This is a genomic window from Nocardia sp. NPDC050713, assembly GCF_040654315.1.
In the GTDB taxonomy this organism is placed as follows: Bacteria; Actinomycetota; Actinomycetes; order Mycobacteriales; family Mycobacteriaceae; genus Nocardia.
In genome coordinates this window covers 621011-635045 of sequence record NZ_JBFAHS010000002.1, presented here as the reverse complement: position 1 = coordinate 635045, position 14035 = coordinate 621011, and the positions used below count along the sequence as shown (strand labels likewise).

Annotated in this window: 13 protein-coding genes; 7 read left to right on the top strand and 6 right to left on the bottom strand. The window is 66.7% G+C overall.

Going from position 1 to position 14035, the window contains the following annotated elements:
- Window positions 1–42 precede the first annotated feature (42 nt).
- Together AB0H49_RS06350 and AB0H49_RS06345 are read right to left on the bottom strand one after the other, a co-directional pair.
- Entirely contained in the window at window positions 43–1047 is a 1005-nt protein-coding gene (locus AB0H49_RS06350) for an SMP-30/gluconolactonase/LRE family protein (protein ID WP_357247840.1), read from the bottom strand.
- Window positions 1048–1738: 691 nt separating this feature from the next.
- Entirely contained in the window at window positions 1739–2455 is a 717-nt protein-coding gene (locus AB0H49_RS06345) for a metal-dependent hydrolase (protein WP_355001298.1), read from the bottom strand.
- A gap of 427 nt (window positions 2456–2882) precedes the next feature.
- On the opposite strand from AB0H49_RS06345, the gene AB0H49_RS06340 reads away from it, so the two are divergent.
- Window positions 2883–3287 (top strand): DUF6463 family protein, encoded by a 405-nt coding sequence (locus AB0H49_RS06340; protein ID WP_355001299.1) that lies wholly within the window; start codon window positions 2883–2885, stop codon window positions 3285–3287.
- On the opposite strand, the gene AB0H49_RS06335 is transcribed toward AB0H49_RS06340, so the two are convergent.
- A complete protein-coding gene (locus tag AB0H49_RS06335; RefSeq protein ID WP_357247836.1) occupies window positions 3268–4074 on the bottom strand; it encodes a LysR family transcriptional regulator in 807 nt (268 codons plus the stop codon). The two genes, AB0H49_RS06340 and AB0H49_RS06335, sit on opposite strands and share 20 nt — an antisense overlap.
- Window positions 4075–4141: 67 nt before the next feature.
- Here AB0H49_RS06335 and AB0H49_RS06330 point away from each other — a divergent pair, with 67 nt between their 5' ends.
- The 6 genes from AB0H49_RS06330 (at window position 4142) to AB0H49_RS06305 (ending at window position 10443) form a co-directional block, all read left to right on the top strand.
- Window positions 4142–5035: an NAD(P)H-binding protein gene (locus tag AB0H49_RS06330; RefSeq protein ID WP_357247833.1), complete on the top strand. Its 894-nt coding sequence runs from the start codon at window positions 4142–4144 to the stop codon at window positions 5033–5035.
- 800 nt (window positions 5036–5835) lie between these two features.
- Window positions 5836–6447, top strand: coding sequence for a phosphoribosylanthranilate isomerase (locus AB0H49_RS06325; RefSeq protein WP_357247830.1), 612 nt, complete (start codon window positions 5836–5838; stop codon window positions 6445–6447).
- Window positions 6448–6579: 132 nt separating this feature from the next.
- Window positions 6580–7749, top strand: a complete 1170-nt coding sequence (locus AB0H49_RS06320) for a 3-oxoacyl-[acyl-carrier-protein] synthase III C-terminal domain-containing protein (RefSeq protein WP_357247827.1) — start codon at window positions 6580–6582, stop codon at window positions 7747–7749.
- A gap of 170 nt (window positions 7750–7919) precedes the next feature.
- Window positions 7920–8354 (top strand): nuclear transport factor 2 family protein, encoded by a 435-nt coding sequence (locus tag AB0H49_RS06315; RefSeq protein WP_357247824.1) that lies wholly within the window; start codon window positions 7920–7922, stop codon window positions 8352–8354.
- 260 nt (window positions 8355–8614) lie between these two features.
- Window positions 8615–8791: a hypothetical protein gene (locus AB0H49_RS06310; protein WP_355001304.1), complete on the top strand. Its 177-nt coding sequence runs from the start codon at window positions 8615–8617 to the stop codon at window positions 8789–8791.
- 59 nt (window positions 8792–8850) lie between these two features.
- Window positions 8851–10443, top strand: coding sequence for an HD domain-containing phosphohydrolase (locus AB0H49_RS06305; protein ID WP_357247819.1), 1593 nt, complete (start codon window positions 8851–8853; stop codon window positions 10441–10443).
- Window positions 10444–10465: 22 nt separating this feature from the next.
- On the opposite strand, the gene AB0H49_RS06300 is transcribed toward AB0H49_RS06305, so the two are convergent.
- The 3 genes from AB0H49_RS06300 to AB0H49_RS06290 form a co-directional block, all read right to left on the bottom strand.
- Window positions 10466–12259 (bottom strand): ATP-binding cassette domain-containing protein, encoded by a 1794-nt coding sequence (locus AB0H49_RS06300; protein ID WP_357247816.1) that lies wholly within the window; start codon window positions 12257–12259, stop codon window positions 10466–10468.
- A gap of 96 nt (window positions 12260–12355) precedes the next feature.
- Window positions 12356–13558 carry a lipid-transfer protein gene (locus AB0H49_RS06295; RefSeq protein ID WP_355001307.1) on the bottom strand — a complete coding sequence of 401 codons (1203 nt, stop codon included), beginning with the start codon at window positions 13556–13558 and terminating at the stop codon, window positions 12356–12358.
- Complete coding sequence (locus AB0H49_RS06290; RefSeq protein WP_357247991.1) at window positions 13551–13940, bottom strand: OB-fold domain-containing protein; 390 nt, start codon at window positions 13938–13940, stop codon at window positions 13551–13553. The genes AB0H49_RS06295 and AB0H49_RS06290 overlap by 8 nt, the downstream gene beginning before the upstream one ends.
- Between the last annotated feature and the right edge of the window lie 95 nt (window positions 13941–14035).

The window sequence follows — 14035 nt, the reverse complement described above, 5'->3', positions numbered from 1 at the left end:
ATTCAGTGTACAACTGTGCACTGAGATTGTTTGGTGGAAGCCTCAGCGAGGCACGCGGGTCATGGCGATCGCCGACTCGGTCAAGCTGCCCAGATACAACATGCCCTCGTGCTCGACCATCCCGGTGACCATCGAGTACTCCGTGCCCTCGGTCTGCAAATCGTGCACGACTGTGCCATCGAAATCGACCGCGAGCACCCACACCGTCCGCGGCGGCTTCGGACGCGCCCACGCGGGCAGCGACCACACCACACGGCGCAGCACGCCGGGGCGGGGGAGTAGGCGGTCCAGCAAGGCATCTCGCGGCGCGGGCAACGTGATCCAGACCAAGCCGTCGCTGCCGAGCGCCATATTGTCCGGAAATCCCGGCAGGTTCTCGATCAGCCGATCGTGCGTACCGGCTCGCGGCCCGGTCAGCCAGTAGCGGGTCACCCGATACGCGCCGGTCTCGGCCACCAGCACGCACGAGCGATCGGGGGCGAGCACCACGCCGTTGGCGAATTGCAGTCCGCCCAGGAGGGTTTCGACCTTTCCGGAAAGGTCGCGCCGGAACAGGCGACCGGTGCCGGAATGTTCCAGCAGGTCACCCATCCACTGGTCCAGCGGGTAACGGGCCGAGGACGCGGAGAAGTAGATGGTGCCGTCGAGATCGCGAACCACGTTGCTGGCGAACGCGAGTCGCTCGCCGTCCACCTCGTCGACCAGCACCTCGAGTGTGCCGTCCGGGTCCAAGCGCAGCAGACCGCGCGCGAAATCGCAGATCAGCAGGGAGCCATCGGCATCGGCGTGCAGCCCGAGCGGGCGGCCGCCGGTGTTCGCCAGTTCGCGCACCGATCCGTCGACGGGGTCGACGCTCACGATCGCGCCGTTCGCGAGTCCCGCGATCACCTTCCCGTCCGGCGTGCGCACCACGTCCTCGGGTCCCTCGCCGGGGAGTTCGATGCGGGTGACCGGCGGTAGCGGGGGAGTGCTGCGCTTCGCGCGGGCCCGTTCCGGGGCGGGTGGGGGCGTCCAGCGGTGCGGTTGCATGGTCCAGCCTGCGAGCATGCGGTCAGCGTATCCGTGGGTGGGGTTGGTCTCGGCGAAAACCGACGGCAGAAAATTTAACATCGCGCTATGTAGATATGCGCATCTAACTATCTTTCCCTATACAGAACCCCAACGCCCGGCGAGCCGGGCGAAGCAAAGACAGGGGAGGGAAGCAGCACGCCATGCCGGGAACGATGGGGCGCGATTGGTGCCTTGCGGTAGTGGGCTGCGGCGCGGCAGGTGCTTACCGGGAACATCGCTGTGGTTCTGCTGGCGCAGCCGCGGCCCGGCGGCATCCCGTGAGCTGCTAGTGGATCGGTGAACTCGCAGGGGAGACGCTAGGAGGGCGGAACAGTTCCGGTGCGGACATGAGGTCGGCGAGCGCAGCGAAGCCGAGCTGATTGCGTTCGGCATCGGCGCTCGGTGGTGGCTGTCGGGCTCGTGAACAGGGGAGTGGCGCAACGTCTTGCGAGGCAGCGCACGCGACGGCTGAAGAGTTGAGACCGTCGAGGGAGGCGCTCGCATTCGATGGGGCTTCGGCGGACCTCGGCCGCATGTGGCCAATCGCTCCTTCATTGGGAATCCCGCTATCGAGATATGCATATCTAACTACCTGCCAACTCTCAACTAGCTGACACTTCTCACGATCTACCGATGAAAGAAGCACAGACAAGGGGAGGTGGGCCGACGCAGTGGCCCACCTCGTCCGCTACGGAGTCGTGGTGAAGACGTGCCACAGCACGCCGAGTGTGGCAACGGCGAACAGCGGTGTGAGGATCCAGGTTTCGACCTTGTTCCCGGTTCGTTCGATGATCGGCAGGCAGGTGCGGAGCTTGAAGGGCCAGAAGAGGCGGCAGCCGCGGTCGGTGAGGCAGTCGCCGATGAGGTGGGCGAAGGCGCCGAGGCCGACGCAGAACGGCAGCCAGGCGGGTCGATCGCTGATCCAGTGGTCCATGGCGAAGGTGCCCGCCGTGGCGAGCACGACGATGGTGCCCCAGGATCGGATCCCGTCGCCCGGCGGGTACAGGTGCAGGGCGCGCACCGCCAGCGCAAGCAGGAAGAACACGAGCGCGAGAGTGAATCCCCGGCCGATCCAATGCATTCCGGCCCACGTGCCGTACGCGGCCGCGATCACGAACGCGAACGAATGCGTGGCTTGCCGGTGTCCACCGGCGACTTTCGATATGACTTTGCAGAGGAAATAGGTGAGCGGGCCGAGCACATGCGCGATCGTTCCTTTGGGATGATCGGCATCGGGGAGCAGCGCCGCGCCCGCCGTGAGAAAGACGCCGAGAACGACGTCCACCGGCCCCAATCGGGCCTCGCTGCTCTGCAATACCGGATAGGTCAACGCCGCGAGAGGCAGCGTCGCCGCCGCCACCGACCAAGCGAACGCGCCGCTGGTCGCATGTGAATGTCCAAGCACTACTTCGAGATTAGTTGAACACCCGACCATTCGACATAATCCCAGCCTTGCGGATTATGTCAACCACTCCGTGCCGCTCTCGAATCGCTTTGGGGGAGTTGGCCTCTGGTCGCCGAGCGGTCCGAACTGGCCGTGCGTGCCGATCGCTGTGGCGCGAGATAGCCGACGCGCTGCCTGGTCGCCGGAGAAGTCGACCATGTTCTCACCGCGGAACAGGAGACCGGCGGATATGCCCCTCAGGGCGCGGCGATGTGACTCCTCTCATGCCTTCCCCATCTATACGCCACCGTATTTCATGGCTAGCCTCAGCTATACGCAGCCGTATGCAAGAACAGGGCCCGGTCGTCGCGGCGAGGCGAACGCATGTGGCGAGGCCGCAGCTGCGGAGTGGAGCCACACGGTTCCACGCACGGAGAGGGGAGTTCGCATGATCAAATGGGCAGGCTGGCTCATTGTGTTGTTTCCAGGAGTCGGGCACACGGTGGGTGCGCTCGTGGAGACTGCCCCGGACTACGCCACGGACTGGTTCAACGGAGAGGGGTGGAAGGTCGATGCCACCGCGATGAACTACGCCGAGGCCACGTTGTGGTACACCGTATTCAGCTTCGGCGTGCCCTTCCTCCTGATCGGCCTGATGGTGCTGTGGCTGGACCGTCGAGGCATCACGCCGCCAGCGTTCCTCGCGTGGGTTGTGGCTGGTTGGACCCTGGTCACCGTCGCGGTCGGCGGCCCGTCACCCTTGCTGGTCCTCTTGATCGCCGCTGGCCTATTGCTGGTCGGCTCCCGACGCGCCGCCCGTCGCGACAGCCGAATCAGTGCCGCAGCGTCGTGATGGCGATGTCGAGGAATTCGCGCAGGAGCTTGTCGTGGTGGTCCACGGCGACGACCAGGCATCTCTCAGCCCCGGGGGCGTCGGTGACGGGGCGGTGGACGAGGTCCGGGCGGACGTAGGCGCGCGCCACACTCACAGGGACGAGCGCCAGACCGTGCCCGGAGGCGATGAGCTCGAACTTCTCTTCCAGTGACAACGTCCGCCTGTTCCGGATGTCGAGCATCCGCTCACCATCGAGATCGGCCAGGGTGAGTTCCCGGCGCGACGCGAGCGGATGGGCCGCGGGCATACAGGCAACCCTAGGTTCGTGACCGACGGGGATGGCGCGCATGCCGGATTCATCGAAAGGTCTTCGCAGGTAACCGATCTGAGCTCGTCCGTCGCGCAGCGGCGCGTCCGGCTCCCACCGGCGCGCCGGGACGACATCGGTCTCGACCTCCGGGTGACGCCTCACGAATTCCCGGATCGCCTCCGACACACGCAATCCGGGGGAGAAGGCGACCACCAGCCGTCGCACGCCGCGGTCGACATCGTGTACGCGCCGCACCGCCGCGTCGACCGCCGCGAGGATCCCCTGCGCCTCCTCGTAGAGCTGCTTCCCGGCGGCGGTCAGTTCCACGTTGCGGGTGGTTCGCACGAGCAGTGCGCAATCCAATTCCTGCTCGAAAGCCTTGATCTGACGGCTCAACACGGGTTGGGCGATGTAGAGCTTCTCCGCCGCCCGGCCGAAGTGCCGGTGCTCTGCCACCGCGGCGAAGTAGCGGAGCTTGCGCAGATCCAGATCCATACCCTCACGGTATCAATCTGCGAAAAGGGTCTTGGACGCGGCGAAGAACTGTCACGAGACTCGAAGCATGATCGTAATCACCGCTCCCACAGGTCACATCGGCAGCAGACTGCTGGACATCCTGCTCGAAACACCCCATCGCAGTGAGGAATTGCGCGTCGTTGTGCGCGATCCCGGAAAGCTCCCCGAGGCGATCCGCTCCCGCGTCGATATCGTCACCGGATCGCACGGCGACGCCGACGTCCTGGACCGGGCCTTCGCCGGCGCGGACGCGGTCTTCTGGCTGGTTCCGCCCGACCTCTACGCGCCGGATCTGGACGCCGCGTTCTCCGGATTCACGCGCGCCGCCGTGAAGGCGTTCACCACCCACGACGTCGGCCGCGTCGTTGGTGTCTCGGCGCTCGGGCGTGGTACTCCCGTCGCGGGTCGCGCCGGGCAGGTGACGGCATCGCTGGCCATGGACGATCTCATCGCGAGTTCGGGCGTGGCCTATCGGGCGCTGGCGAACCCGTCGTTCATGGACAACCTGCTGTGGCAGGCGATTTCGATCCGCGACGACGGCGTTTTCACCGGCACCGCGGCCGCCGACAGCAAGGCGCCGATGGTAGCCACCCGCGATATCGCCGCGGCGGCCGCCCGCCTGCTGCTCGACCGCTCCTGGTCGGGGAGTGGCGAGGTCGCGTTGCTGGGACCGGAGGATCTGGCGCCGAACGACATGGCGCACATCATGTCCGAGGTGCTCGGCCGCCCCATCCGCTATCAGCGACAGTCTCTCGACGACTTCCGCACCGCACTGACCGCGCGAGGCGTCAGCGATCCGATCGCGACCGCCTACGTCGACATGATGCGCGCCAAGGAGAACGGCCTCGACCACGGCGTGCCGCGCACCGACGCGACCGCGAGCCCGACGAGCTTCCGCGAGTGGTGCGAGCAGATTCTGGCGCCAGCGGTCAGGGCCTGAGCACCAAGGCCGTCCGCGTCGTCGGGGTGTCGCGCGACGTCAGTCTCGCCGTGTTCGCCTAATGCGCGACGTGGCTGGCACGTCATTGCAGCCCGAGGGGACGGACGATGGTGCGTCGTTCGCGACATCGCCGGGGATGCGGGCCAGGCCCGAGTCGCGGGGAGTGCAGGCGAACCATTACTTGACATAATGTAGATTATCGGCGCGAGAACGGCGCCGCTGGAAGGGGTTGGATCTGCTTGCGGCGCTGCCGGTTTGCGTGCTGTGGCGCTGCGTCGGCCTAGTCGGGATCCTCCGTTCGGCGACCACGCTCGCGGGTTCCCGTGCTGCGCGGAACGCCGACGCGGTGTCCCCTTGGCCGCAGATTTCGCTGTCGGAAATTTTCCGGCGTTCCTCGGATCTCATCCGAATATCTAGGATTTGGCCAAGATTCGACTTGGCGCCACTTCCCCGCGCTCGGGAGATCACCAAGCAAAACGTCACTGTGACGTATCGCTTGGTGAACTTCCCAGACCTACCCATCTCGGCCTGACGTGCCAAGGATCTTCGTGCTCGGTGGGCCGACCGGTCGGCGAGGTATACAGGCCGGTGCCGAACAGCGCGGCGATCGCGAGCAGAGCGGTCACGGCGAATGCCACCTGCAAGGCCTCGACTGGCAATGTGGATGGCGTCGGCTGACGGTCTCACCGCACTCGGCGTCATCGTCCCCTATGAGCGTGGTCAGGTCCGTCGAGCGACGAGTTCGGCCGCGCGCCGCATGGAACGGAATAGCTCTTCCGGGGCGCGGTAGGTTCGTTGTCGTGTACGTGAAGATTTGCGGACTGACTTCCGTTGCCGCGGTGGACGCGGCGGTCGAAGCCGGAGCCGACGCGATAGGTGTGGTGATGAATCGGACCAGCCCCCGGCGGCTGGAGTTCGGCGCGGCTGCCGAGATCGTGGCGGCGGCCTTTGGCCGGGTCGACACGGTCCTGGTCGTCAACGACATGTCCGCCGTGGAGGGCGCGGAAACCGCCGCGAAGCTCGGTGTGACGGTGTTGCAGTTGCATGGTGCGTACACGCGCGACGACTTCACCGATGCGTTGGCGATCGTCCCGCGAGTCTGGCGGGCGACGTCTCTGAAGGCGGACCCCGATCTCACCGTTGGCGCGTTCGGTGAGGAGGCGCTTCTTCTCGACGCGCCGAAGCCGGGGTCCGGTGAACGATGGGACCTCTCGGAGCTCGAGGCTCGCAAACCCGAGGGCAAGTGGATGCTCGCGGGCGGGCTGAGCCCCGACAACGTCGTCGAGGCGATTCGCTCGGTTCAGCCGTGGGGCGTTGATGTGTCGAGCGGTGTCGAGGCGAGCCCTGGCGTCAAGGACCTGCGGAAGGTTCGTGACTTCCTCGCCGCGGCACGCAGTACCAGCGAGGACTGACTGCGCCGGCGCGCTCTGGGCAACACCGGGGGTGGGTGCACGCGCCCCCTTGGGGGTCTATTTGCCGAACATTTGCTCCTCGACGATGGGAGTACCCATCCCCGATCGCCCACGCGAGGAAGAACCGGCGCTATGTCCATTGTTCTCGATCAGGCACTGCTCACCCGCACGGCTGTGCACGCGCGCCAGCACACGACGCTGTCGGCGCCGCCGACGGCCGTACCCGTCATCGAGGCGATCGCGACCGGCGCGCCCAGTCTGGTCCTCGACCAATCGGAGGCAGCGGACTGGATGGCTGGACAGTTCACCGATCCGGAGCAGCGAACCCGGGTCAGGCGCATCTTCGGCAAGACCATGATCGACAGCCGGCGATTCGCGGTCGACCCGCTGGATCCTCGACTTCACGCGCCTGGTGGCGAAACGAGGAAGATCCAGGATCGCATGAACCTGTTCTACCGCCATGCCGTTCCATTGGCGATCGATGTGGCTCGGCGCGCGCTCGATGGTGTCGACCCGGCTGATCTCGGCCTTTTGGTGTTCGCCACGAGCACCGGTGTTATCGCGCCCGGCGTGGATGTCGCGGTCGTCGAAGATCTCGGACTGCCTCGGTCGGTCGCTCGCCTGGTGGTCAACTTCATGGGCTGTGCGGCAGCGATGAACGGAATTCGCACTGCCTCGGACTTCGTGCGGGCCAACCCGGGCAAGAAGGCGATGGTCCTGTGTATCGAGCTGAACTCGGTGCATGCCGTCCCCGTCGAAGACATCGACGACGCGGTGACTCACAGCCTGTTCGGCGACGGGTGCGGTGCGGTCGTCATCGGGGCACGGCGAGGGGCGGAGCAGGCCGAATCCGGGACGATCGTCATCCGGGACAACTTCACTCACCTGTTCGAGGGAACCGACGACGGCATCGCGGTCGGCGTCAACCACGACGGCATCAGCTGTGAGCTGTCCGAGAACGTACCCGAGTACATCTACAACGGCGTCGCTCCCGTCGTCGGAGACGTTCTGCGCCGCAATGGATTGCGGCAGCAGGACATCGATGTGTGGGCGATCCATCCGGGCGGGCCGAAGATCCTGCTCGAATCCGCGCGATCGCTCGGCCTGCCGCCGGAAGCCGCGTCGACGAGCTGGGATGTGCTGAGTGAGTACGGGAACATGTCGAGCGTCTCGCTGATCTTCGTGCTCGAGCGGATCGCCGGTCAGGCAGTGACGAACAAGCCGATTTCGACGGGCGTCGCGTTCTCGTTCGCGCCAGGAGTCACGATGGAGGGATTTCTCTTCGACGTCGTCCGCCGCTGATCATGCTGTTTTTGTCGCAGACCCGCATTGGCCGAGGACCGCACCGGCCGATGCCGGGGCCGCCGAGGCGCAGGCCTCGCCCGCCGTGCATGCCCCACAATCGGGGTCTCGAAAACGTTTGCGCGAGGGCTAGATTGGTGTGCGACCGAATGCGGAATGTGGTGACGATCATGGCGACTGTGCAGAACGCGAACAAGGAACTGGTGCGCGAGATCTTCGATCGGATGGCCCGCGGCGATATGCGCGCGCTCGGCGAGGCGATGGCCGACGATTTCGCGTGGATCTTTCCCGGCGACTGGTCCTGGGCGGGTACCTGGGCGCCGAAATCGGTTGTGCTGCACGAGATGTTGCGGCCGTTGATGGCGCAGTTCAGCAGCTATCGGCTGGAGGCGGACAGTATCGTCGGCGACGGCGATCGTGTCGTGGTGCAGGCGCGCGGCCACGGCATCACCACGCGAGGCGAGACGTACGAGCAGACCTACTGCATGATCTTCCGCGTCGCCGACGGGCGTCTGGCCGAGGTCGTCGAATACTGCAACACCGCCTTGGTCGAGCGAGTGCTCGAGCCGATCGGTCCCCCGCCGGGCGCGGTAGGCGGCGAGTGAAGTCGGCGCGACTCCCCCGCTGGGCGATTCGATTCGGGACTGGCTGTTTTCCCATGCCTGCGGTCTGAAACAACGTCCGCGACCTGTTCGAAGCTCGTGGAAACCGGACACATCGAACCGTGAGTATCTTTTTCACACAACAAACCCCCGGTGACCGGGCGATGTGGCGGCAAGCCTTGTCCCCGTCACCGCGTCGGCGGACCATCGAGGAGAGTCACGGTTGTAAGTCGTTATCGTCTCTCAGCAAAGGAACCATGGAAATGCTCGCCAAGGCTGCCGCGGCGCTCGCCGCGATTGTGATCCCGTTGTCCGTCTGCACCATCGCCGCGCCCACCGCGTCGGCCGCGCCCTCGCCCGAGACCACCCCCGCACTCGGCCCGGTGGTCATCTGCCTCAACATTCCGCTCGGATCGGTGTCGCTGAGCTTCTGCATCTGAGCCGACTTCTTCGGATGAGACCTGGCTTCCTGGGTGGCCAGGTCTAGGACAATGGGAAGATGCACCCGCACGGGATGCCGCCCGGCTCGGGAAAGGGTCTGAGCAGAGCCGAACTGCTCGCCGCGATATCGCTGGCGATCGACCTCGGTCTGGGTCAGCCGATGGAACACATGCTTCGCTCGTCCTTGATCGCGGCACGGATCGCCGAGCGGATGAGTCTCGACCCGCAACAGCGGGCGACGGTGTACTACGCCAATCTGGTCGGGTGGATCGGTTGTCACGCCGACTCCCACGAGCTCTCGGCGCTCTTCGGCGACGACATCGCCTTCCGGGCCGACACCTACACGGTGGACATGACCGGCCTCGCGTTTCTGCGGCTGATGACGAGTCATGTCGGACGGGGACTGCCGGGCTGGGAGCGCGGCATCCGTGCCACGTCCTTTCTGGTCACCGCCCGCAGCCAAGTCGCCACACTGATCCAGTCCCATTGCAGTTCCGCCGGGGTTCTCTCCGATCGGATGGGTCTGGACGAGCAGGTCGCGAAGGCGCTGGCCCATGCCTTCGAACGCTGGGACGGCCGGGGGTTGCCCAACGGTTCCCGCGGAGACGATATCCCGGTCGAGATCCACATCGCGCACGTCGCGGACGTCGTCGAGGTGCACCTGCGCACGGGCGGGCTCGAGCACGCCAAGGATGTCGTCCGTTCTCGGCGCGGCAGTCAGTTCAGCCCAGCCGTGGCGGCGGTGTTCGAGCGCGACGCGGCGGCGATCGTGGACGGGTTGCTCGAAATCGACGTCTGGACAGCGGCGTTGGCCCGAGCACCGGATCGTGACCGAACCTTGACGGCCGAGGAGAGCGACGAGTTGCTCGAGGCCATGGCCGATTTCGCCGATCTCAAATCGCCGTTCGCTCTGGGGCATTCGCGTGGCGTCGCGAACCTGGTGGCCGGGGCGGCCCGGCATCTGGGCATGTCGCCGTCGGACATCACCCATCTCTACCGTGCCGGTCTGGTGCACGGCCTCGGCAAAATGGGCGTGTCCAACCGGATCTGGGAGAAGAAGGGGCCGCTCACCACAGCCGAATGGGAACGGGTACGGATGTATCCGGATCTGACCGGCCGGATACTGAGTCGGGTCAACGGCTTGGAGCCGGTGGTGCCCCTCGCGATGAAGCACCGGGAACGGATCGACGGGTCCGGCTTTCCCCGGGGGATCGCCGGCGCGGAGTTGACCGCGCAGGACCGGCTGCTCGCCACGGCGGACGCTTATCAGCGATTGCTCGAGCCGCGTCCCGACCGGGCGTCGCTCGATCCTCACGGCGCTGCCGATCGGATACGAGAGCAGGCGCGCGCCGGACGCCTCGACGCCGAGTCGACTGCGGCCGTGCTCGCGGTGGCCGGTTCGCGGAACTCGCGGCGCACGCCCTGGCCGGCCGGGCTGACCGACCGAGAGGTCGAGATCCTGCGACTCGTCGCGCAGGGCCGATCGAACAGAGAAATCGCCGCCGAACTGTTCATCGCCGAGAAGACGGCGCGTAACCACGTCGAACGGGTCTACGCCAAACTCGGCGTGAACAACCGCACGCAGGCCAGTCTCGCCGCGATCGACCGGGGGCTGGCGGGCTTCCCGGTCCATACGGCCGTCGGACAGTGAAACATCCGCTGCCCCAGGTACTTCAGCGGGATGCGCCGGGCCGGGACCGCCGATCCAAGACCCATATCGTGGCCAGCACGAGGCCGACGGCGAACGAGGCGAGCGCGAGGAGACTGGCGCCGGTGCCTCCGTGGAAGGTGTCGCCGTAGGCGGACATGGCAGGCAGCGTGGCGGTGTAGCGCTCGAGATCCAGGTCGCGACCCAGCGCTTCGAATGCGTGACGGTTGGACAGGCCCAGACTCATCAAGCGTCCCGGGAGGGCCATCTCGTCGACGGGGACTATGGCGCCACCGAACAACACCTGAGGGAAGCAGAGCATCGGCAAGGCGAGGGCGGCCTGCGCGGCGTTGGAGACCGCGGCCGAGGCGAGCAATCCGAGGGCCAGTGCCGAGGTCGCCTCGATCACGATCGTCACGAACAGCAAGGCGGAGACGTCCCAGCCGACGGCGGGGAGCCGACCGAGCGCCCGCAGCACACCGAGCAGCACCGCGCTCACTCCGGCAAGCACCGGAAGCAGCGCTGTCACCTTGGACGCCACGTAGGCGCCCACGCTGAGTCCGGCCAGGCGCTCGCGCCGGAAGACGGCCATCTCCCCGACGATCTGGAGCAGGCCGTAGGTAAGGCCGAAGAAGAAGCCCGCGAACGCGATCCAGAACACGATCTGGGCCGGGCCGAGGTCGGCCGCGTTGCGCGGATCGAACGCGTCTCGCTGGAACAGCGTCGCCATCATCGCCGTGACGAGCACCGGTGAGCCGAGCAGGACCGCCAGGGTCAGCCGGTTGCGAAGGAGAACATCGACATTGCGTCGGCTGAGTAGCCACCATTGCCGGACCATGTCCGTGCGCTCGACGTCGGAACGGGTGGCGGGGATGGGCGGGAGAGCCGAGCCAGGCCGGTTCTCACCGCTGTCCGCGAATCGCTGCGCCCAGATCTGTGGGGTGTCCTCGTGAGCCAGCCGCTCGTACACCTCGGCGAGATCCTCGACGCCGAAGTAGCGCCGAGCCTCGGTCGGGCTGCCGGTGAAGGCCAGGTGACCGTCGCGCGCCAGGAACACCACCCGGTCGCATCGGTCGATGCCGGTCGGCTCATGCGTCGTGAGGACGACGGTGACCCCGCGCTGGCTGAGTCGGCGCAGCAGACGCATCACATCGGCCGCGGTCGACGGATCGAGCCCGGAGGTGGGTTCGTCGAGGAAGAACAGGTGTGGCCTGGTCAGCAGCTCGACGGCGATACTGGCCCGCTTGCGTTGGCCGCCGGAGAGCGCGCGGACCGGCACCTCGGCCCGATCGGCCAGGTCGAGGTCACGCATCGTCTCTTCGACCACCCGGTCCGCCTCGGCCGCCGAGGTGCCTGCGGGCAGCCGCAGCCGCGCCGCGTAGCGAAGCGTGCGGCGCAGGGGCATCTCGAGGTGGATGATGTCCTCTTGGGGCACGTAGCCGATACGGGAATCGGCGCTGACCCGGACCCCGCGGACGACGCCGTCGTGCCGAACCTCCCCGGCGGAGGGTGGTCGCAGTCCCGCGAGGATCTCCAGCAAGGTGCTCTTTCCCGCGCCGCTGCCGCCGGCGATGGCGACCAACTCGCCTGGTTCGACCGACAACGACAGCTTCTGGAGAATCTGTCGCGCCCCGACACGACGGCTTACGTCGACCGCATCGACTCGCCCGCCGATCGGCGTTCCCACTGAAGTGGGTGTATCGAACCGCTCGACGGTCGCCGATTCGAATGTCGATTCGGTCATGACCGGTGATCTCTGTGCTTCCCGAACTCGCTTCGTCATGCCCTGATCATCGGTCCGCCGCCACCGTGGTCGCATGAGGCGTTTGCCTCAAATCGCGCCCACGCAGCGCACGGTCACGGAACCCGGACATGGCCCGGGTTCCGGAGACCGACCTGGAAAAGACCCGCGATGTCAGCGGGTGGCGATGATGGCCGAGCCGTGGCCGAACAGGCCCTGGTTCACCGCGATACCCGCGCGGGCATTGTCCACCTGGCGGCCGTCGGCCTGGCCGCGCAGCTGCCAGGTGAGCTCACAGACTTGGGCGATGGCCTGCGCGGGGATCGCCTCACCGAAACAGGCCAGCCCGCCGCTGGGGTTCACCGGCACACGTCCGCCCAAGGTCGTCGCGCCGCTGCGCAACAGTGCCTCCGCGCCGCCCGTCTCGCAGAGCCCGATGTCCTCGTACCAGTCCAGCTCCAGTGCGGTGGACAGGTCGTAGACCTCCGCGAGGGACAGATCGGCGGGACCGAGCCCGGCCTCCTCGTACGCGGCGTGGGCGAGGGCGGAACGGAACGGTCGGGGCGGGGCTTCGACGGCCACCGCGGAGTCCGTCGCGAAATCCGGCAGGTCGAGAACGGTTTTCGGGAATGTCGGCGTGACGGTCGACAGCGCCCGGATGCGGACCGGGTCGGCGACGCCGTGCCGGCGCGCGTACTCCATCGAGGTCAACACCAGTGCGGCCCCGCCGTCGCTGGTCGCGCAGATGTCGAGCAGCCGCAACGGGTCCGAGACGATCGCCGAGGCGGCGACCTCCTCGACCGAAACCTCCTTGCGATAGCGGGCATGCGGGTTGTTCAGGCCGTGCCTGGCGTTCTTCACCTTGACCGCGGCGAAATCGTCGAGCGTGGCGCCGTGCAGCGCCATTCGGCGGCGGGCGTACAGCGCGAAATAGATGGGATTGGTAGCGCCGAGCAGGTGGAAACGCAACCAGTCCGGATCATCGCGTCGCTCACCGCCGACGGGCTGGAAGAAGCCTTTCGGGGCGGCATCCGCGCCCACCACCAGCGCCACGTCGCACAATCCCGCCAGGATCTGGGCGCGTGCGTTGGCGATGGCTTGCGCACCGGAGGCGCAGGCGGCGTAGCTGCTCGAGATCCGCGCACCCGACCACCCCAGCGCCTGAGCGAAAGTCGCGCCCGAGACGAAACCGGGGTATCCATTGCGGATGGTGTCCGCGCCGGCGATATAGCCGACGTCGAGGTGGTTCACTCCGGCATCGGCCAGCGCCGCGCGGGCGGCGACCAGCCCGTATTCGACGAAGTTGCGCCCCCACTTGCCCCATTGGTGCATGCCCGCACCGAGGACGGCGATGTCGCGATCGTTCGTGTCAGTCATCGATCGGCCTCCACATCCACACCGTGTGCTCCGCTTCCTCGTCGGCGTACAGCGTGCCGAGGGTCAATTCGACCGGCATGCCGACGGCCAGGTCGTCCACCGTGAGGCCGCGCACGACCTGCCCGAGAATCACCATCTGCTCGGCCTCGAGTTCCACTGCCGCAACGACATACGGCTCGAATGGATCGGGCGAGACATAGGGCGCCGGAGGTTTGTACCGAGCGTCCGCGTACGACCAGATCCGCCCGCGTCTGGAAAACAGATGCTCGACGAGCTCGGAGCCATCCTTCGGACCGGGACACTGCGGGTTCCGGCAGGCCAGCGTGTTCCGCGGGAAATACGGGGTGGCGCAAACCTCGCAGCGACTTCCCTTCAGGCGCACCACGCCGTCGTCCGCAGTGAACCAGTCTGGCACGGCGGGCCGTTGTTCTTTCTGCACAGCCCGACCGTATAGGAACACGTTCTACTTTGGGGTCG

Coding starts and splice junctions, on each gene's coding strand:
- AB0H49_RS06300 (WP_357247816.1), bottom strand. CDS start 12,259: ATGCGACCACGGTGGCGGCGGACCGATGATCAGGGCATGACGAAGCGA.
- AB0H49_RS06295 (WP_355001307.1), bottom strand. CDS start 13,558: ATGACTGACACGAACGATCGCGACATCGCCGTCCTCGGTGCGGGCATG.
- AB0H49_RS06305 (WP_357247819.1), top strand. CDS start 8,851: ATGCACCCGCACGGGATGCCGCCCGGCTCGGGAAAGGGTCTGAGCAGA.
- AB0H49_RS06320 (WP_357247827.1), top strand. CDS start 6,580: ATGTCCATTGTTCTCGATCAGGCACTGCTCACCCGCACGGCTGTGCAC.
- AB0H49_RS06340 (WP_355001299.1), top strand. CDS start 2,883: ATGATCAAATGGGCAGGCTGGCTCATTGTGTTGTTTCCAGGAGTCGGG.
- AB0H49_RS06330 (WP_357247833.1), top strand. CDS start 4,142: ATGATCGTAATCACCGCTCCCACAGGTCACATCGGCAGCAGACTGCTG.
- AB0H49_RS06315 (WP_357247824.1), top strand. CDS start 7,920: ATGGCGACTGTGCAGAACGCGAACAAGGAACTGGTGCGCGAGATCTTC.
- AB0H49_RS06350 (WP_357247840.1), bottom strand. CDS start 1,047: ATGCTCGCAGGCTGGACCATGCAACCGCACCGCTGGACGCCCCCACCC.
- AB0H49_RS06335 (WP_357247836.1), bottom strand. CDS start 4,074: ATGGATCTGGATCTGCGCAAGCTCCGCTACTTCGCCGCGGTGGCAGAG.
- AB0H49_RS06310 (WP_355001304.1), top strand. CDS start 8,615: ATGCTCGCCAAGGCTGCCGCGGCGCTCGCCGCGATTGTGATCCCGTTG.